At 35.7% G+C, this 19896-nt stretch carries 16 protein-coding genes and 1 CRISPR repeat array; of the genes, 15 read left to right on the top strand and 1 reads right to left on the bottom strand.

All coding sequences use genetic code 11. The features are described from left to right. Positions 1-19: 19 nt before the first annotated feature. On the bottom strand, positions 20-3058 hold the full coding sequence (locus ACTBZY_RS18645; RefSeq protein WP_463047874.1) for a SusC/RagA family TonB-linked outer membrane protein: 3039 nt from the start codon (positions 3056-3058) through the stop codon (positions 20-22). Between the two features lie 290 nt (positions 3059-3348). On the opposite strand from ACTBZY_RS18645, the gene ACTBZY_RS18640 reads away from it, so the two are divergent. From ACTBZY_RS18640 to ACTBZY_RS18570, 15 genes are all read left to right on the top strand, one after another. Beyond that, positions 3349-4221 carry an AraC family transcriptional regulator gene (locus tag ACTBZY_RS18640; protein WP_463047873.1) on the top strand — a complete coding sequence of 291 codons (873 nt, stop codon included), beginning with the start codon at positions 3349-3351 and terminating at the stop codon, positions 4219-4221. A gap of 231 nt (positions 4222-4452) precedes the next feature. Then, positions 4453-4745: a CRISPR direct-repeat array (repeat unit 31 nt; unit sequence CGTCTTAATCGCATCACATAGAAATTGAAAC). 259 nt (positions 4746-5004) lie between these two features. Next, positions 5005-5280 (top strand): helix-turn-helix domain-containing protein, encoded by a 276-nt coding sequence (locus ACTBZY_RS18635; RefSeq protein ID WP_463047872.1) that lies wholly within the window; start codon positions 5005-5007, stop codon positions 5278-5280. Positions 5281-6111: 831 nt separating this feature from the next. Next, positions 6112-6561, top strand: coding sequence for a GbsR/MarR family transcriptional regulator (locus ACTBZY_RS18630; protein ID WP_463047871.1), 450 nt, complete (start codon positions 6112-6114; stop codon positions 6559-6561). 74 nt (positions 6562-6635) lie between these two features. Then, on the top strand, positions 6636-8003 hold the full coding sequence (locus ACTBZY_RS18625) for a TolC family protein (protein WP_463047870.1): 1368 nt from the start codon (positions 6636-6638) through the stop codon (positions 8001-8003). A 23-nt stretch (positions 8004-8026) separates the two neighbouring features. Further along, on the top strand, positions 8027-9100 hold the full coding sequence (locus tag ACTBZY_RS18620; protein WP_463047869.1) for an efflux RND transporter periplasmic adaptor subunit: 1074 nt from the start codon (positions 8027-8029) through the stop codon (positions 9098-9100). A 32-nt stretch (positions 9101-9132) separates the two neighbouring features. Then, entirely contained in the window at positions 9133-12246 is a 3114-nt protein-coding gene (locus tag ACTBZY_RS18615; RefSeq protein ID WP_463047868.1) for an efflux RND transporter permease subunit, read from the top strand. Positions 12247-12382: 136 nt separating this feature from the next. After that, positions 12383-12643 carry an acyl carrier protein gene (locus ACTBZY_RS18610; RefSeq protein ID WP_463047867.1) on the top strand — a complete coding sequence of 87 codons (261 nt, stop codon included), beginning with the start codon at positions 12383-12385 and terminating at the stop codon, positions 12641-12643. Positions 12644-12780: 137 nt separating this feature from the next. Continuing rightward, positions 12781-13491 carry a hypothetical protein gene (locus ACTBZY_RS18605; RefSeq protein WP_463047866.1) on the top strand — a complete coding sequence of 237 codons (711 nt, stop codon included), beginning with the start codon at positions 12781-12783 and terminating at the stop codon, positions 13489-13491. Positions 13492-13701: 210 nt separating this feature from the next. Then, positions 13702-14208, top strand: coding sequence for a cupin-like domain-containing protein (locus ACTBZY_RS18600; RefSeq protein WP_463047865.1), 507 nt, complete (start codon positions 13702-13704; stop codon positions 14206-14208). 35 nt (positions 14209-14243) lie between these two features. Continuing rightward, positions 14244-14546, top strand: a complete 303-nt coding sequence (locus tag ACTBZY_RS18595) for a cupin-like domain-containing protein (RefSeq protein WP_463047864.1) — start codon at positions 14244-14246, stop codon at positions 14544-14546. A 28-nt stretch (positions 14547-14574) separates the two neighbouring features. After that, positions 14575-16512 (top strand): patatin-like phospholipase family protein, encoded by a 1938-nt coding sequence (locus ACTBZY_RS18590; RefSeq protein WP_463047863.1) that lies wholly within the window; start codon positions 14575-14577, stop codon positions 16510-16512. Beyond that, positions 16476-16874 carry a hypothetical protein gene (locus ACTBZY_RS18585; protein ID WP_463047883.1) on the top strand — a complete coding sequence of 133 codons (399 nt, stop codon included), beginning with the start codon at positions 16476-16478 and terminating at the stop codon, positions 16872-16874. Before ACTBZY_RS18590 ends, ACTBZY_RS18585 begins: the two co-directional genes overlap by 37 nt. Positions 16875-16945: 71 nt before the next feature. Beyond that, positions 16946-18052: a mechanosensitive ion channel family protein gene (locus ACTBZY_RS18580; protein WP_463047862.1), complete on the top strand. Its 1107-nt coding sequence runs from the start codon at positions 16946-16948 to the stop codon at positions 18050-18052. 130 nt (positions 18053-18182) lie between these two features. Beyond that, positions 18183-18755: a TetR/AcrR family transcriptional regulator gene (locus tag ACTBZY_RS18575; protein WP_463047861.1), complete on the top strand. Its 573-nt coding sequence runs from the start codon at positions 18183-18185 to the stop codon at positions 18753-18755. Beyond that, on the top strand, positions 18752-19885 hold the full coding sequence (locus ACTBZY_RS18570) for a porin (RefSeq protein WP_463047860.1): 1134 nt from the start codon (positions 18752-18754) through the stop codon (positions 19883-19885). The genes ACTBZY_RS18575 and ACTBZY_RS18570 overlap by 4 nt, the downstream gene beginning before the upstream one ends. Positions 19886-19896 lie beyond the last annotated feature (11 nt).

The raw sequence follows: 19896 nt of genomic DNA, 5'->3' as shown, positions 1-19896 counted from the left end.
TGCAAAGGATTTATTAAAATTAGAAACTTAAATTGACGCCTAAAGTATAACTTTTAGGTACTGGAAAAGCTCGTGCCGTCCCCCCACTTTCAGGATCTGCCCCCATCCATTTCGTAAAAGTTGCAAGGTTTCTGCCGCTTATATACATACGAGCACTACCTATTTTTGCTTTGTTGATAATACTTTTGGGGATACTATATGTTAGTGAAACATCTTGTATTCGAACAAAGTCTCGACTCATGTAATAATTGTGTAAATATGGGTTAGGGTAACCAAGTGATGGGCGTGTGTTGGATTTATTTTCAGGAGTCCACCAATCAGCATCCAATCTATTTACCGGTCTATTCGGATAATTACCCGAACCAGGTAAGAAGTATTCAATATCTAACTCATTTAAAGGAGCAATCCAACCTTGCATTGCATTCACAAAAACTGATAAGCTAAGATTTTTATAATTGAAAGTATTTGTTATCCCCCATCTAATTTTTGGTTGACCCATTTGACCTACAATTGTTCGATCCTCAGAAGGCGTTATTTTTTTATCGTTATTTAGATCACTTAACCGTATATACCCCGGTTTAAATCCAGATGGAATTTCATCTCCTTCTTGATATACGCCATCCATTATGTAGTCGTAAGCAACTTCAATTGGTTGACCAATAAACCACTTATTTCCTAAATCATCATCTTCAATACCATCACCATTAGTATCTGACTGATATAAGTGAACTATCGAATTTTTGTTAGTAGAAAAAACTAAATCAGAAACCCATTCGAAATTATTTTTTTGAAGATTGATAGAATTGATTGTTAGCTCAAAACCTTTATTATTTGTTGCACCAAGATTTGTCCAAACAGAGTTATATCCCGTCATTGTTGGTAAAGAGCGTCTTACAAGTAAATCCCGAGTATTCATATTGTAAAACTCTATTGTTCCACCCAATCGCCTTTTAAAAACCTGAAAGTCTAACCCTATATTTGCTGTATATGTTGTTTCCCACTTTAAGTTACTATTTGCCATCGATAATGGATAAACACCAAGAGAAGATGCACCTCCATCACCGTAAACATATCGTGTAGTTCCTGAAAGGCTCAATGACTGATAAGGGCTTATTGCTTGATTCCCAACAGCACCATATGAAGCACGAACTTTCAATAAATCTAGAATGGCAACATCTTTTAAGAAAGACTCTTCTGAAGCAAGCCAACCAAAGGAACCTGAAGGAAAAGTTGCATATTTATTATTTGAAGCGAAAACTGAACTCCCATCCCTTCTAGTCGTTAGGGTGAGTAAATATTTATCCTTAAATCGGTAGTTGAGTCGTGCCATAGACGAAATACCATCAGAAGCTCCAGCCGAAGAAGTATTTGTTAAAATGCCACCTAATCCTAGATCATTCCAACCCAAAGCATCCGAAGAAAGCTGAGAAGAATTCGAAGTGGTTGATTCAAAACCTAAATGATTCTTTCCGTAAAGTAAGGTTATATCAAAGCCATGATTTTCGTCAATTTGCTTATTAAAGGTTAAAATATTTTCTAAAACCCAGTCAAAGTCTTGTCTATTAAATTTACTTGCACTTGTGGTGTTTCCGGCAAAATGCTTATCCTGTTTGAAAAAATTATAGTTGTGACCCCAACGTAAATTTGGCGAATAATTAATTCTATAGCTTAACCCTTTTAAAGATGGGATATTCAGAATGGTGTAAAAGTTAGCAAAAATATTAGTTGCAATTTCTTCATTTGTCGTCAACAACGCATTTCGAATTGGATTGTTAGAAATTTGATCTTCCGGAACTAACCATTGTGTAGGTTCACCATCTTCATAAAATGCTGTACCAAATGGACTAACTGAATAGGGTGTACTTGACGCCTGCCCTGAAAGATCCCTCCGTATAAAAGTGGAACTAACTCCTGCCTTAATCCATGTAGCAATTTCTGTCTCGATATTTGCCCGAAGTGAAAGTCGCTTTTGATTGTCATTAAACATCAAACCCTTTTCGTCAGTTAATGATGTTGAAAGGTAATAATTGACATCATCTCTTTTACCTGAAACACTAAAATCAATCGAGCTAATCTTTCCTTTTTGAGATACTAAGTCCCACGGATCCAAAGTATTACCACTTTCATAATTAATAACTTCAGAAGGTGTTAAGTAATTTTTAATATCAGTAGGATTATGGGTTAAACCTGCTGCCTGTCGATAATCTAAAACTTTTTGGATATACCTATCTGGTGTAAGAAGTTTTACTTTGTAACTAAAGTCTGAAATGCCTGTGTACATATTTATCCTAACTGTTGGTTTTGAGGTTGTACCTTTTTTTGAAGTAACTAATATCACACCATTTGCAGCTCTTGAACCATATATCGCAGCAGCACTTGCATCTTTTAATACTTCCATGGACTCAATATCGTTAGGATTAATATCAGACAAGTTTCCATTAAAAAAAATACCATCGAGTACGATTAGTGGATTATTCCCTCCACTCAAAGATCTTGGTCCTCGAATTAAAATTGAACCATTTTGCCCAGGCCTAGCATTGTCCGTAAACTGAACTCCAGCAACTCTTCCACGCATTGACTGCATAACGTTTGTATTGGGGAGACTTTCTGTTTGTTTCATATCAACTTTCGTTACGGAACCAGTTACATATCTTCGAGATTGTGTACCATAACCAACTACAATTACTTCGTCCAATGCTTTCTGGTCCAACTCTAATTCTACATCTAGTACTGATTTTGTGCCGATATCAATAGTTTGAGGGGTGTAGCCTACAAAACTAAGAACCAGCTGACCACCTTGATCTGGAATAACAAGGCTATACTTACCATTTCCATCAGTAAATGTTCCGATTTGAGTTCCTTTTAAAATGACACTTACTCCAACTAGCGGCATTTGGTCATCTTGGCCAGTTACAGAGCCTGTAATAGTTCTGTCCATAGGCTGAGTTAAATCCGTAGCATATGAGCTCGCAACAAAGACAGCTGAAACAAAAAAGAAAGTCCAGCCTGTTCTTAACATCAACTTTAAGCAAGAGAAAGGTTTAGATTTATTTTTCATGATTACTTCATATAGGTTTTCGTTAGAATTATTCTTTAACAAATGTCCCACATCCTAGACAGTAATCCGTTCAATCAATTATCCTATAAGTATGCCAAATTATCATATAACTATTTTCCGATTTTTTATAACATAGTATAGTGCAGCCATAGACAAGAACAACTAAACTTTTTCTTAAATTGTACTTTCATTAGAAAACCTTACTAGATGAATTCAACTATTCTTAAGTATATCTCTAATATCAATTATCCCTCAAAAAGGTAATTAAAGGAGTTGCCAAAAGACCAATTATGAAACCTCAACCATATTTAGTTCCGAGAGATATCTCCATTCCACATTTGTCGCGTCATCATACGCTTCCAAATTTTGGCACTACATGGCACTACCATCCGGAGATTGAAATTCACTATATCATTCGTGGTGAGGGGGTTCGTTTTGTAGGAGATAATGTTGCCAATTTCGACTCCGGAGAGTTGCTGCTTTTAGGTGCTAACTTACCTCATATGTGGCGTTGCGACCCAAGGTATTTTAAACAAGACCCAGACATTACTGCAGAAGCAGTGGTAGTACAGTTTTTACCTGAATTTATTGGACAGGACTTCTTACAAAGAAGTGAGTCCTTACCAATTTTAAGTTTATTTGAAAAAGCACAAGCTGGTTTAATTGTTTCAGGTGAAACTAGAGAGAAGGTTATCCCCTTTATGTATAGAACTGTTGGCACCACAGGACTAAAAAGAATGGTAGCTATTCTTTCAATCTTAGAAGTTTTATCTGAATCAAACGACTTAAAACCGATATCCAAAAAGAATTCTTATCAGTCAAGTAAAGAAGAAACAGGACGATTGAATAATATTTATAATTATACTCTTGAGAACTACCAAGATGAAATAACTCTTGACGAAATAGCAAAGGTTGCCAATCTGAGTGTCACTTCGTTTTGCAGATACTTTAAAAAAATAACTAAAAAAACTTTCTTTGTTTTCTTAATTGAAATTAGAATTAGCCATGCAAAAAGGCTCCTAATTGAAAACCCCAATATAACTACTGAAGCTCTATGTTTCGAGTGTGGATATAATAACAAGTCAAACTTTTATACACATTTTAAAAAGTTAACTGGGCTAACACCAAAGGAATACAAACGAAAGTGTAATGTCGGAAATTAGATAAATCGATGTACTCCACTATAAAATATCCAAATGTGACTCTTCTACTTAATACTCAATTAAATTTTAAATTATAGGTTTTCAATACGCTTTCGGTAAAATTTTAAATCGCTTCTTATAGGAATTGAAACAATTCTCCAAGAGTTTTAGACCCTGTCACAGGCTTAGTCTTAATCGCATCTCATAGCAAATTGAAACTCGATGCTGCTGCCAGGTAGCTTTGACGAAAAAGGTCTTAGTCGCATCTCATAGAAATTGAAACAAGGGAACTCCAAAACCATACATTATTTTAAGCTCAGTCTTAATCGCATCACATAGAAATTGAAACGAACTTGCAGCAGTATGATTTGTTAGTAACGGCAAGGTCTTAATGGCATCACATAGAAATTGAAACCAGGAGATAAACCAAGACCAATTCAGAAGTACCCGTCTTAATCGCATCACATAGAAATTGAAACTACGCTCGCCTATTGCATTGTATTGCAGCCAGTAACGTCTTAATCGCATCACATAGAAATTGAAACCAGGAGTCCTGGCGAGGTCAGTAAGTGTAAATATAGAAGGCTCATAACTAGTAGGTTGTGGGCCTTCTATTTTTAGTGTAACAGTAAGTTTGGGACGCCTAAACCTATGAAAATGTAGGGCCATTTTTAGTTTATTGCCTGAAAAGCAAGGTGAATGCGTTAAACGTTGTTCCAAAAACACCACAAAGTACACAATTGTTTCATTTGTCACTTCCGCCAAATTAATTCTGAATTACTTAAACCATCGAAATTAAATAAGATGGAAAACAGTTTAGTAGTCATTAGTGAAACGCAACTTAAAGTCTTAATAGCAGAAGCTTTAAGTAATGCCTTAAATTCTTATTCAGTTATAAGTGAAGTTAGTAAGTCGGACGAATACCTAAGCTATAAAGAAGCCATAGCCTTTTTGAAAGTTTCCAAACCTACATTTGCTAAAATCCGTTCAAACTTTCCTTCTTATAAGCCATCCGAAAATCGAGTACTTTTCAAGAAATCTGATTTGGAGTCATATTTAGAAAGCCGAAAAATAGACTAATTGAATTAAATTTCATTCTCAACCCTAAGGTGAAAGGATCGACTGGGTTATTTTGCCCCCTCCTTTAGAAAAGATTAAATGTGATCATAATAATCATAGGTCAAAACTAAATACTTCTGGCGTAAGCGTCTGCCATTTAAATTAGATACTGAAAAGCAATAATCTTAAAGCCCGATAAGTTTTCAGTATTCCTAAGTTAGGTTTCCAATAAATAAAGGACTTAGAACTGGTTCGAAGTAAAGCGTCCTTGAACTAGGTTTGCACTTGAAATCCTGATAAAAAAAGTTTTCTAAATCTTGTAGTCAAAGCATTCCAATCTAACTACAAACGTGGTCATCAAATGATAAATACCTGTTGCCTACTGTAGCCTTCCCTTACGTCCTAAGCTAGGGTTCTCTACTGTTTCTTTGTCTTGCTTTTGGGAAAGGGTTACGTTTTATTTAAAATTTAGATGGTTTTGTCTGATGGATGGTATTTATCTGTCCATCAAAATGTCGTACGTTTTTGATTTACACTATATATAACTTTTGTATAACCTAAAATCTCCGAATCATTAGTTTTTTATGATAAGGGTAAAGCTGGATTTTTAATTAATGTTTAGGGCATAAAGTTGGGATTGACTGTTCAAATAAATACTTAAAAACAATCTTATGATATTCATTACATATATAAGCCGAAATTAAGACAGGTTAACCTTAGTTAAGGTGAAGGTTACATTTGTTCATTTTTTTAAATTGGTGTATTTGGATAAGAAACTATAAATATTTTTAGTTCTTTACTTGCAGAACCAAAGAAACTGTCTTACATTTGTATCGTCAAACAGAAATAGATATGGTAGACAAGAAGAGAAAAGTAGAGGATTTAGGGGTTAGCTTTGAAGAATTTGGGAGAACACCAATGGAGAGCAGAGTTTTTGCTTATTTACTATTGGCGGAGCCTGAATATAAGACATTTGATGAAATTAGAGAGTTTTTGGGAGCAAGTAAAAGTGCAATTAGTAATGCTCTAAATAGACTTCAAACTGAGGGGAATGTTAATTATTTAACTTTTAGCGGTGACAGGAAAAGATATTTTAAGATAAATACAAGAAACTGGCTTACTACGGCTATGAATTCCGCAAATACTGTAAATAAAATTAATGATATCCTTACAGATGTACTTGAACATAGAAAAGAAAGCGGTACTAAAGAATTTAACGATGGTTTAAAAGACATCCTGTCCTTTCAAACATTTTTAGGTGGAAAGATAGAACAGGCTTTGGAAGAGTGGAAGGCTCGTTAGTGTTTTTTTACCCAATTGGTTCTTTTAATCAAGAACAAGCAAAACAAACAGAACAAACAAAACAAACTATATTAATGAAATTCAAAGTAATACTAATTTTCACACTCAGCATGATGTTCCTTGAAGGCACTGCTCAGAGCGATGATGTGAAGATTTCAATGAGTGACACGCTTAAATTAACAGTTAGAAAAGCAATAAGCATAGCTTCTAAGAGAAACCCGGAACTAGCAAAAGTTAGACTAAACGAAGACATCCTTAACCAACAAGTACTTACAGCTAAAGCTTCTGCCTTACCTCAGTTATCTGGAAAAGCAGGATATACCGACAATTTTGCCTTACCAACTCAATTACTTCCTGGAGAGGTTTTCGGCCAAGAAGGCTCTATACCAGTAAAGTTTGGTGTAAGATATGGTCTAAATGCGGGAATAGAGGCTAATCAAATTCTATACAACAAAGAGTTTTTTGAGAATATTAAAAAACTAGATGCAACTAAGTCTACCTATCAATTACAAACCCTTTCTTCTACAGAAGATTTGGTTTATAACGTGGTTCAGGCCTATCTACAATATCAAATTATTGATATTCAAAATGACTTATTACAAGATAACTTAGAAAGAACAAATCAATTGGTCAAAATGGCTCAGGCACAGCTTGACAATGGAATTATAAAGAAAATTGAGGTTGACCAATTACGGGTAAACAGAACTAATCTAGAATCGGAGTTATCTAATGTGGAGCTTAACATGGACCAGCAGCTAAATGTAATTCGGTTTTATTTAGGTTTAGACATGGGGCAACCAATACTATTAGTAGAAGAACTGGCAGAAGATAATCGTTATCCGCTGTCGCAGCAATTACTGTTAGACGAAAACATCAATTTCCAACTTATTCAGAAGCAAAGAGAACTAGCTCTTCTAGACAACAATGTAATTAAAGCTTCTTATTTGCCTACTTTAACTGCATTTGCCCAATATAACTACACAGGGCAAGCCAATAAATTCAATTTCAAGAAAGACAACTATTCTGGATTTGGTGCCGGACTGTGGGGGCTAAACGTATCGGTGCTAATTTTTGACGGTGGACAAAAGGCAAAAAAACTTCAAGAGAATAAAATCAAATTAATGCAAATAGAATGGGACGAGAAAATTGTAAGAGCTTCCACCGAAATGGCCTTTGACAATGCCAATAAGAAAATTCGTCAAAGCCAAGTCCAATTAAATGTACAAACAGAAAACATGGCTTTGGCAAATGAAGTATACGAGGTAACGCAGCTGTCTTACAGAGAAGGTGTAGCACCGCTATCAGAATTACTTAATACAGAAAGCAGCCTCAAAGAGGCTCAATCTCAATACTTGAATTCAATCCTAAACTTTAGACTGGCGGAATTAGAACATGTCAAAACAAGTGGGCAATTAGCTCAAATGATTAAATCAGAATTATAAGAAATTTCAATAAAATTAATAAAATGAAAAACCTAAAAATCATAATCCCAATCCTTTTGGTAGCCATTCTAGCCATTTGGGGTTACACTAAGCTTAAATCTAACAAAGCTATAATTGACGAAAACGCCAATGAGGTAGAATTAGTCATTTCTGAAATTCCGGTGAAGGTAGTTTCGGTAGAAACACAAGATGTTGAAGATAAATTAGAGTTAGTAGGAACATTTGAAGCTAGAAAAGAATTAAGCATCATTTCTGAAGGTCAAGGAAGAATCACAAGACTATATGTAACAGAAGGTCAAAAAATAGGCAACGGCCAAACGATTGCCACTATTGATGACGCCACTATTCAATCTCAATTATCAACAGCTAAGGCTTCTTTGGCAAAAGCCGAAAAGGATGTAGAGCGTTACAAAAATCTTTTAGAAGTTGGAGCCATAAGTCAAACACAGTTTGAAGAGGTGAGTTTAGCGATGCAAAACCAAAGAACAAACGTGACTTCTGTGGAGCAACAATTAAAATACTCAACAGTAAAGTCTCCAATGGGAGGAGTTATTAACGAAGTATTATTGGAGCAAGGAAGTTTTGCGAGCCCAGGTACTAAAATCGCTACCGTTATTGATGTAAATAACCTTAAAATGGTGGTAAATGTAGACGAGAAAGATATTGTAAAAGTTAGAAGAGGCCAACGCGTTCAAATCATGACTGAAGTATACCCTGACGTACCTTTTACAGGTGTAATAAACTTAATAGGAGTTCAGGCAGATGCCTCCAGAAAGTATGAAATAGGTATAGATTTGACTAATAACTCAAGAACTCCTTTAAAAGCTGGTATGTACGGCACTGTGAGCATTCCTTCTGTAAACCAAAACCAAACCACCGTATTAACCATTCCTCGAAAATGCGTAGTAGGTAGCTTAAAGCAACCTCAAGTTTACGTAGTAGTTGGTTCCAAAGCTAAGCTTGTCAATATTGAAGTTGGAAGAACTATAGAAGCTAACGTAATAGTATTGAGTGGTTTAAATACAGGAGTCCAAGTTATCACTACAGGTCAAATAAACTTAGAAGACGGAAGAGCTATCAAAGTTATAGCAGATTAATCTAAGTAGCTCACCATTAAAAAATTATAATCATGTCAATAACAGAATTAGCAGTAAAAAGACCAACCCTCGTGGTGGTATTGTTCAGCATTCTAGTATTCTTTGGCCTCTATGGCTACTCTAGTCTTACTTACGAATTACTACCAGATATATCGTCTCCAGTAATTTCAATTTCTACAGCATACCCAGGAGCTACGCCTTCTGAAGTGGAATCGTCGGTGAGTAAACCGATTGAAAATGCTTTATCCTCTTTAGAAAACTTAGAAGGCACGCAGGTGATTTCCATGGAAAGTTTTTCTAGTGTGATAGTTACCTTAAAATATGGTGCAGACTTGGACCAAGCTGTTCAAGACGCTCAGCGAAAGTTGGACGGAATTATGGCAAACCTGCCTGATGATATGTTAGAGCCTGCTATTGGTAAATTCTCTTTAGATGAAATGCCGATTATGAGACTTGGAGCTACTTCTACTTTAGAAGATGTAGCCTTTACCAAGCTTTTTGAAGATAAGATTCAACCAGAGATTTCAAGAATTGAAGGCGTGGCTCAGGTAAATATAATTGGCGGAGCAGATCGGGAAATTAATATTAACGTAAACGGTGATAAGCTTAAATACTATAATTTATCTATCCTTCAAATTTCTCAGGCAATCTCAAAGGCAAACTTAAATTTCCCAACGGGTAGTGTAAAGGACGAGAATAAAGACATATTGGTTCGTCTTTCAGGAAAGATTCAGGGTTTAGAGGAGTTAAGAAATTTGATACTTGCCACCTCAGAAGATGGCTCTCAAATTCAGCTTAAAGATGTAGCTGAAGTATATGACACCAAGAAAGAAACATCTACCATTTCCAGAATTAACGGAAGCCCATCTTTAGGAATTACCATTTCTAAACAGAGCGACGGAAATACAGTGGAAGTAAGTAAAAAGGTGCAAGAGAAAATAGTAGAGTTGCAGGAAACGTATGCTGCTGACAACCTTAAATTTGAAATAAGTAATGATAGCTCCGTTTTTACTTTAGAAGCTGCCAACCACGTAATTAATGACCTTTTCTTAGCGGTAATATTGGTAGCCTTTATTATGCTTTTCTTTATGCATAATATTAGAAACGCCATTATTGTAATGGTTGCCATTCCGGTTTCGGTCATTTCCACCTTTGCGGTTATGAGTGTAGCTGGTTTTACGCTTAATCTAATGACCCTTTTGGCTCTGTCTTTGGTAATCGGAATTCTGGTGGATGACAGTATTGTGGTTTTAGAAAACATTCATGCTAGAATGGAAAAAGGAGCCACAGCTATGGATGCCGCTATGGGTACCTGGAAAGAAATAGGTGTATCTGTGTTCTCTATTACTTTGGTAATTGTGGTGGTATTCTTGCCTATTGGTTTAGTTTCAGGAATCGTAGCCGATTTATTAAGGCAGTTCTCCCTGGTGGTGGTAGCCGCTACATTAATTAGTTTATTGGTGTCATTTACTTTGACTCCTTGGTTGGCTTCTCGTTTCACTAAATTGACACACTTAGATGCTAATAAGCCTTTACACCTCCCTCTAATATGGTTTGAAAGGCTTATCAAAAGCATTGAAGACTTCTTCCGTTCTGTTTTAGGCTTCGCTATGAAACATAAAATAGCGACTATTCTGGTCATATTTGGCTTAGTAGGTGCGTCGTTTACATTAATGACAAATGGCTATATCGGTTCTGAGTTTGTGTCAAATGGCGATAATGGAGAGTTCGTAGTTAAAATAGAAATGCCTAAAGAAACACCCATTGAACAAAACAATAGTGTTACACAGCAGGTCGAAGAGTATTTGCTAAACCAAGAAGAGGTAACCAATATTTTTACAACCGTTGGTCAAAGCTCTGGTGCTATGAGCATAACCTCTACGGCCTATCTTTCCGAAATTAACGTGAAACTAGTAGGATCTGAAGACCGTGATTTCACATCGGATGAATACGCCATAGAGACCAAAGAATACCTTAATAAAAATATCCCGGGTGTTAAATTTACAGCAGCAGCCGTAAGTATGGTAGGTGGCGGAACAGCCGCCCCTGTGCAGCTGGTAGTTCAAGGTTCTAATGTTGACGAGTTAATTGAGTTTGGTGCTGAGCTTGTGCAAGTCGTTAAAACCGTTCCTGGCACTGCAGAAGTAAAGTCTACTGTGGAAGGTGGTAGCCCAGAGATTAATGTAAATATTGACAGAGAAAAACTGGCCAACCTAGGTTTAACCCTAGATATGGTGGGTGCTACTATGCAAAATGCTTTTACAGGAAACACAGATTCTCGTTTCCAAGAAGGAGACTACGAATATGACATTCGTGTACAACTAGATGCTTTTGACAGAAAAGACAAATCAGATATAAATAACCTTACATTCTTAAACTCCACAGGCAATTTGATAAAACTAGAGCAATTCGCCGATGTAACAGAAGGTAGTGGCCCAGCGAGACTTGACAGAAAAGATAAAGTTTCTTCTTTGACCATAGAAAGTCAGGTAATTGGTAGAGATATAGTTTCTATCGGAGATGATATTCAGGCTAAAATAGACGCCATGGATTTACCAACTGGAATCTCGGTCTCTCAAGGTGGTGATCTAGAAAATCAAGCGGAAGCATTCGGAAGTTTAGCTTTTGCCTTGATGACTTCAATCTTACTGGTATACCTTATTATGGTGGCTCTTTATGATAGCTACGTATATCCATTTGTGGTAATGTTTTCTATTCCAGTTGCTTTGATTGGTGCTTTGTTGGCATTGGCTTTGGCCATGCAAAACATGAGTATCTTCGGAATGCTTGGATTAATCATGCTAGTTGGTCTAGTGGTTAAAAACGCTATTCTGATTGTTGACTTTGTCAATCAATTAAAAGCGGAAGGGATGGAAAGGAAGAAGGCTGTAGTAGAAGGTACACTACAGCGTTTCAGACCAATTTTAATGACAACTATTGCCATGGTTATCGCCATGATTCCTATTGCGGTAGCTACTGGAGCAGGTTCTGAGTGGAAAAACGGTTTGGCTTGGGTGTTGATAGGTGGTTTGACCAGTTCTATGATTTTAACCATGATTATAGTACCAGTGGCATACAGACTAGCCGATGATACGAAAGAGTGGTTTGGAAAGAAGTTTCCAAAGAAAGAACCGGCATTGGCATAAGAATACTGGATAAATGTCCACTATGCATTGTCTGTCATCAAAATGAGAAACTAAGTCCTGTCCTGAATGAGTAAATGGTTCATTTGGGGCAGGCAAAATTATTAAAAACCAAGAATTGATATCAAAAACAATAAATATGAACACGAATACAATTACCCCAACAGGCACGATAGAAGAGATTTTAATAGACATGGGCATGGAAAAAACCATGTTACAGCCTGACGCCAATCTCTCTCTAGATCTTGGTTTCGATTCTTTAGATTTTGCGGATTTTATCATGCAAATCGAAATAGCTTTTGACATTACAATTTCAATAGATGAGGTAGAGAATCATTGTAAAACGATAGCAGATAGTATTAGAATAGTAGAAAACCAACTACAAAAAGTGTCGTCTTAAAAGAAATTTAAATGGAGCTTAGAAACATTGGACAATCTTTCTCAATGCTTGAGAAGTAGAATTGAGAGGCTTTTAAGGTTCCTATCAGTTTGCTTATACAAGGGCTAATATTTGGTTCAAATTCTAAAACAAAAAACATGAATAAGGATATGATTACTGAAGAGAATCGAGGTAAGCCAAAAATAAAGGGAGTAAAAAGTAAAATTAATAAGCTCAAAAAGAAAGAACTTGAAGCAAAGCTCTTGAAGTATCAAATGGAGAATAGCGAAAATGTTCTAAACTCTACGGGATTATTTGGTACAGCCAAAGAACCGAGGAAGTCCATGAGTAGCTTCCTAAGAAATCAAAATAAATTTGAAGTGGCCAACATAGCAATACTCGACAGAAAAGCCGCAGTATTGATTCGGATATGTACCACAGTCATTTCTGTTTTGATTGGATTTAGCGAATACATTAACCAAAACGTAAATCAAGGTCGGTTGATATCCATATTGTTAATTACCGGTCTTCTGGTCACACTCGTTTTGTCTATCCTTGCCACAAAACCGTTTGGCTTTATGATTGGGAGATTTTTCAAAAAACACATCCTAAATCTCCATCCAAAGCTTGAAGAAAACACGTTTTTAATGGGTGATGTAAATCTTGGTATTTCAGAATATGAAAAAGCCATGCAGCATGTTGTTAAAAGCCAAGATTTGCAAATCGGAAATCAAGTAAGAGCAAACTATCTAATTTCTCAAAGTAACACTCGCAAAAGTGTTCTAGTGGATTACGCCTACGATGCTCTTTTGCTTACGTTTGTGCTTACAGGTATTGTTTTTCTTCTTAACGAACTCGTTGTCGTTTAAGGCTGAGGTATAATGGGTTTCCCAAAAGAGTATTGTAGAAAATCAATTGCAAAGAGTGTGGTCTTAGAAATTAACTTAACTGATACTTATAAGGATCGAGTAAACTCTAGAATATATTCAAAGAGTCAATTTTATGAAAGTTATTACCTTTTTTAATTGGCAGCAAATAGGAGAAGTTCAAGCTTCCTTTTTTTAATAAACCCAAACATTATGCGATTAAAAACTATAGACCGTAGAGCTGGATTAAGTCGTGAAGAGCTCATAGAAGAATATTTGAAACCTAAACGGCCTGTAATATTCACAGACTTAGCTAAAGACTGGCCAGTTACTGAAAAGTGGACTTTTGAATGGTTACAAAATAACCATGGAGATTTGGAAGTACCGCTCATTGATAAGAACTTTCACGATCCAGATAAATATTTCAAAATAGCTAAGACGATGAAGCTTAGAGATTATCTTGATTTAGTGAAATCTAATGAGCCAATAGACTTACGTATATTCCTATTCGATATATTCAAGAAAATCCCAGAATTAGCAAAAGACATTCGCTACCCTAACATCATGGACGGTTTTATAAAGACGTATCGTTTTGTTTTCTTTGGGGGGAAAGATGCTGTAACCACTTTGCATTATGACATGGACTGTTCTAATGTTTTTTTGACCCAGTTTCAAACACGTAAAAAAAAATATCCTTTTTGCTCCCAATCAGAGTACTAATTTAAATCAACATTCATTTACGGCAATGAGTCATTTTGACCCAGAAAATCCGATATGAAAAATTTCCTGCAGCCAAGGATTTAGTAGGATTTGAAGGAACTTTTAGTCATGGCGAAACAATCTTTATTCCCAGCCTTTGGTGGCATCACATTAGATATATTGACGGCGGCTTTAGCCTGGCTTTAAGAGCAAATGACTCTGTATTTACTTTTTTTAAGGGTGGTTTTAATCTCGTTAGACACCAGCTAGTTGACAAAAGTATGACCAAGGTTTTTGGTAAGAAATGGAAACATTGGAAAGAGGGAAAGGCTTATAATAGGGCAAAAGCAAGTTTGTGATAAAAAATAAAAATGACGGCTTAATTTAATGAAAAAACGTGCCTTTCTTATTGCTTTATTCTTCTTTCAATTCAGTTTACTTTTTGGACAGGCCGAAAGGCCAAAAATTGGATTAACACTTAGCGGTGGAGGAGCAAAAGGTCTTGCACATATTGGCATTTTAAAAGCACTGGATTCTGCTGGTGTAAAAATAGATTACATAACTGGCACCAGTATGGGAGCCGTGGTGGGTTCTCTATATGCGATTGGTTATTCGGGGAATGAGATAGAGGAAATGGCTTTATCTATTGACTGGGATTTACTACTTAGCAATGATATTTCCATACAATCTTTGGCTATGGAAGAGAAGGAAGAATATGGCAAATATGCGATTGAATTGCCTATTGAAAACAAAAAGATATCTCTTCCTACAGGTGTGCTTGAGGCACAAGAACTATGGTTTAAGTTTGCCGATCTCTATAAACCCGTGCAGGGTGTATCTGATTTCTGTAATTTTTCCATTCCTTTTAAATGTATCGCTACCGATATAATAAGCGGAAAAGTTAAAATATTTGATTCAGGAGATCTTTCTACTGCGGTGAGGGCAAGCATGGCTATTCCATCCGTTTTTACGGCTGTAAAATTAGATGATTTGCGACTGGTAGATGGTGGTCTTTTGAGGAATTTTCCGGTGAAAGATGTAAAAGAAATGGGAGCCGATATAATAATTGGAAGTAGTTTAAGCTCGGGATTATACCCAAAAGAAAAGCTAAACAATGCCATTGACATTATACTTCAATTAGCCTTTTTAAAGGAAAATGACGATTTCTTACAGGAAGTACCCCTATGCGATTATTATATTGAACAAACCCTGGACAGCTATTCTATGGGTAGTTTTAATAGTTCCAATGAAATCATTGAACTTGGTCGGCAAAAAGGAGAATTAGTATATCCAGCATTTAAGCATTTAGCAGATTCATTAAATGACATTTATGGAATGCCGACTGCAAGCCAACAAAGACTTCCAAAACAGGACTCTATCTTTATCAATGATTACACAGTTTCGGGTTTAATAAATACCACAGAAAACTTTTTTATTCACGCCTTGGGTTTTGAAAGTGGGAGGTTTTATTCTGATTCAGATATTTCCAATCTTATTCGACGAGTTTATGGGACTAGGTATTATAGTTCCATTAATTATAGAATCATTAAACATCTGGATGAGTCCAACGAACTCATATTTACCGTGAAAGAAAACCCCTTAACTTTCGCCAAAATCGGCATCCATTATAATGATTTTTCCGGCATAAGTGCAATATTTAACTTTACCACTCGCGATTTATTAAGCAAATATTCACGCTCCTTAGCCACCTATAACCTTGGCGAAAATCTAAGATTAAAAGGTGAACATATGCAGTATTTTGGCCTTAGAAAGAATGTTGCCATGATTGCAAAACTACAGATAGAGAGCTTTAAATTAAATACTTATACCAATATCAAGAGAACTGGCCAGTACCGACAAAATTATAGTACCGGAGAACTAAAAATGCAATATTCTGGTCACCTGAAATTGACCTCCGGTATTGGAATTAGAAAAGAACATATTAGTTTCAAGCCTTTGGTGGAATCAAGACTGCAAGCACAAGGGAAAAACTCATTTTTCACATCATTTGCCTTCCTGGCTGTCAATACCTTTAATAAACCCCAATTTCCAACCAAAGGAGTTAAGTTGGACTTAGAGCTAAGTAGTATATTTAATCAAAAACCTGATATAAATTTCTTTCAAGATGGTGTAGCTGTTAATGATGCTGGGCAATTGGATATCAATTACGGAAATTACCAAAGAATTACACTCAAGATTGAAGGTATTTATCCTTTGAAGCCCAAATGGACTATAAATACGGTTTTCCAATCGGGCATAAATTTTAATTATAGTCAGAATTTAGTCAAATCTTTCAAACCGGAAGAGCCTTCTTTTCAGGCATAAATTTTAATTATAGTCAGAATTTAGTTAATAATTTTCAAATAGGAGGACTAACAAAAACTTTTAGAAATCAAATCACTTTTGTTGGATACAACGAAGGGAGTATTGCTACTTCAAGTGTTGCAAGCTTAGGTTTGGGTGTAAATTATAATATAATTAAAAACGCTTTTATAGGTATCAAAACTAACGGGCTGGTTAGTAATTTCATTAGTAAAGAAAACCATATACCTAGTAATCGGTGGCTTACAGGCCATGCTTTAACATTCGGCTATCAAACGCCCATTGGTTCTTTGGAATTTAGTTTAATGTATGGCGATCAATCGAAGGAAATAGGAACCTATGTAAATTTTGGAATTCCATTCTAACATCGAAAAAAGCTAAACCAAATCTGAAAACATATCCAATATGTCATTAAAGCACATATAATCAAGATAATATGCAAAATTTCATCATAGAAAATCAAAAACTAATCTGGTTCGTAACAGTTATACTATTGACCTTACTCATTATTCTAATATCTGTTAGGTCTTTAGACCTAATTGAAAGAAAATGGGAAAAAGCCAAATACTATAGCTTTGTTTTTAGAACCTTTAGAAGGTTAGCCAAAATCTTTTTTACTGTAATTGGACTTGGCCTAATCAGTTACATATTTGTTGATAAAACAACTTATCAGAACATCACAGACAACCTTGGACGAGTTATTTGGTTTGGTTCTATAGTAATATTGACCGTAGTTTCATCCGCCCTTGCTCAGGGGTATTTCAGAAATAAACAAGCTCAGCTTTCTCCAAGAGACCAAGGAGATGTCACTATGTATCGATACTTAAATTATCTTGTTACCGCTGTTATATATTTATTTGGTATATTACTTTTCGCTTTAGCCATACCAGGAATGGCAAATATTGCTACCGCCGCAGGGGCAAGTGCAGGAGTGTTAGCATTAGTGGCTGGAGTAGCCTCGCAGGAAGCCATTTCAAATATCGTAGGAGGTTTATTTATCGCTTTTTTCAAACCTTTTAGAATTGGTGACATCGTAAAAATTGGAAGCGACACAATGGGTAAAGTTGAAGACATCAATTTAAGGCATACCATTATCACAGATTTCCAAAATACAAGGATTGTAATCCCCAATGGTATAATTAACAAAGAGAATATTTCAAATTATTCTATGATCGAATCCAAAAACTGTGCTTGGATTGAGGTAGGTATTAGCTATTCCGCTGATATAGATTTGGCCATGAAGGTCATGAGAGAAATTTGCGAAGATAATCCACTTTCAATAGATAATAGAACAGTGTTTGAAAAACAAAATGCTATACCTAAAGTGGATGTTCAGGTGGTGGGTCTCGGCGACTTTTCTGTAAATTTAAAAGCTTGGGTTTGGTCTTCCAGTTATCCTATTGCGTTTAAAATGAAAAATGAAATTTACAAAGCTGTAAAAGAAGGGTTTGATAAACATGCCATAGAAATTCCATTCCCACAGCGTACCATTACCATTAAGGAAAGAAAAGATATAGAAGTATCAAATGCCTTAAATATTTAAAAAAGATAATAAAGGTCTTTTTGAGGCATATTTTATAGTTCGACGGAATAATAGATCCTATTAATGTTACATATTTGTTATTTATTTGCTATATTTGTAACATTGTAAACAAATCGTAACATTTTAGGTGATGAAAAAGTCGAAATCATATTTATCTATAGTCGCTAATGCGAAAAAGCTTTTCTGGAAACATGGCATAAAAAAAGTGAGTGTCGAAGAGATTTCTATCGCTGCCGGAATTAGTAAAATGACCTTTTATCGTCAATTTTCAAACAAGGAGGAAGTGGCGGGTATTATTCTTAAAGAAATAATGGACAAGGGGTTTCAAGATTATGAGAAAATCATGAATCAGAAAGTGCCCTTTGAAACTAAACTTAAAGAGATAATATCACTGAAGAAGACTAACGCTAAAGAAATTAGTATGGAATTCATGAAAGATATTTTTTCTAATCAAGATTCAGAACTGGCTGAACTAATTCAACAACAAAGAGTAAAATCAAACAAAAGATTTGAAACGGATTTAAGATTAGCCCAAAAGAAAGGAGAACTACGAGAAGGCCTTAAAGTTGAGTTTATCATGTATATGTTGGACAGTGTATTTCACTTAATGGAAGACCCGAAACTTATTAACATTTTTGACGACAGTGAAGACCTGTCTGATGAAATAACAAATTTCTTTTTCTTCGGAATGTTACAATCATGAAAAGAGCAATATCCATTTTGTTCTTTAGTTTGCTAATTTCTTACACTAGTTATGCTCAGACAAAAATGTCGTTTGACGGACAGGCTTCTTTTATCGGAAGTTATAGCCCAGATAATGAGAAAGACGTTTTAATTGGTGCCAGATACATTCCACAACTTGATTTAGAAATTGGATTGGATACCAATCAGAAAATTGACTTTGAAGTAGCTTTAAATATTTCGGGCAACACGCTTTTTCACCCTTTTAATAAAGCTAGCAATACCGGCGATATTTCGCCCTACCGAGCTTGGGCCAGATATACTGGCAAACAGTTCGAATTAAGAGTGGGCTTGCAGAAAATTGATTTTGGTGCGGCCACAAACCTTAGGCCTATTCAATGGTTTAATCAGATTGACCCTAGAGATCCATTGAGCTTAACCAATGGTGTTTATGCCGCATTAGGTAGATACTATTTTCTTAACAATGCCAATATTTGGGTTTGGGGATTGTATGGAAATGAAAAGACCAGAGGCTTTGATGCCATAAAAACCAGTAAAAAGCAACCTGAATTTGGAGGACGGTTTCAGTTTCCTACCAATAAAGGGGAGATAGGTCTTTCATATCATCATAGAAATGTAAATGCTTCTGACTTATTTGAAACATCCGATTTTGACAAAATTCCAGAAGATAGATTTGCGATAGATGGGAAGTGGGATGTAACTATTGGTCTTTGGTTTGAACTTTCTCACACCCATAAATATGAAAGCCTTGGTGCACTGACCGACCAAACGTATATCAATTTAGGTGCAGATTACACTTTCGGTTTAGGGAATGGTCTCAATGTTTTGGCGGAGCACTTAATACTTTCTTATGACCCAAAACCATTTGCTTTTGATGCCACATCACATATTACGGCCACTACGCTTTCTTATCCAATCGGCATGTTCGATAATCTAAGTTCGGTGGTTTATTACAATCACAGTTCAGATGATTTTACTTTTTTCTTAAATTATCAACATCAGTTTAAAGCTTTAACGGGATATCTGATGGGCTATTTTAACCCGGATACACAGCTAGGAATTCAACAAAACGAATTAGTAAATAACTTTAAAGGGCCTGGCGTCAGGCTTATGTTAGTCTATAATCATTAATAAAAAATACT

The organism is Arcticibacterium sp. (assembly GCF_055134445.1).
Note: the sequence above shows the minus strand (reverse complement) of the source record. Positions and strands in the feature narration are given on the sequence as shown.

Excerpts from the sequence above, each read along its gene's own strand:
- ACTBZY_RS18600 (WP_463047865.1), top strand. The coding sequence starts at position 13,702 with ATGCGATTAAAAACTATAGACCGTAGAGCTGGATTAAGTCGTGAAGAG.
- ACTBZY_RS18575 (WP_463047861.1), top strand. The coding sequence starts at position 18,183 with ATGAAAAAGTCGAAATCATATTTATCTATAGTCGCTAATGCGAAAAAG.
- ACTBZY_RS18645 (WP_463047874.1), bottom strand. The coding sequence starts at position 3,058 with ATGAAAAATAAATCTAAACCTTTCTCTTGCTTAAAGTTGATGTTAAGA.
- ACTBZY_RS18620 (WP_463047869.1), top strand. The coding sequence starts at position 8,027 with ATGAAAAACCTAAAAATCATAATCCCAATCCTTTTGGTAGCCATTCTA.
- ACTBZY_RS18570 (WP_463047860.1), top strand. The coding sequence starts at position 18,752 with ATGAAAAGAGCAATATCCATTTTGTTCTTTAGTTTGCTAATTTCTTAC.
- ACTBZY_RS18580 (WP_463047862.1), top strand. The coding sequence starts at position 16,946 with ATGCAAAATTTCATCATAGAAAATCAAAAACTAATCTGGTTCGTAACA.
- ACTBZY_RS18625 (WP_463047870.1), top strand. The coding sequence starts at position 6,636 with ATGAAATTCAAAGTAATACTAATTTTCACACTCAGCATGATGTTCCTT.
- ACTBZY_RS18610 (WP_463047867.1), top strand. The coding sequence starts at position 12,383 with ATGAACACGAATACAATTACCCCAACAGGCACGATAGAAGAGATTTTA.
- ACTBZY_RS18615 (WP_463047868.1), top strand. The coding sequence starts at position 9,133 with ATGTCAATAACAGAATTAGCAGTAAAAAGACCAACCCTCGTGGTGGTA.
- ACTBZY_RS18630 (WP_463047871.1), top strand. The coding sequence starts at position 6,112 with ATGGTAGACAAGAAGAGAAAAGTAGAGGATTTAGGGGTTAGCTTTGAA.
- ACTBZY_RS18605 (WP_463047866.1), top strand. The coding sequence starts at position 12,781 with ATGAATAAGGATATGATTACTGAAGAGAATCGAGGTAAGCCAAAAATA.
- ACTBZY_RS18635 (WP_463047872.1), top strand. The coding sequence starts at position 5,005 with ATGGAAAACAGTTTAGTAGTCATTAGTGAAACGCAACTTAAAGTCTTA.
- ACTBZY_RS18640 (WP_463047873.1), top strand. The coding sequence starts at position 3,349 with ATGAAACCTCAACCATATTTAGTTCCGAGAGATATCTCCATTCCACAT.
- ACTBZY_RS18590 (WP_463047863.1), top strand. The coding sequence starts at position 14,575 with ATGAAAAAACGTGCCTTTCTTATTGCTTTATTCTTCTTTCAATTCAGT.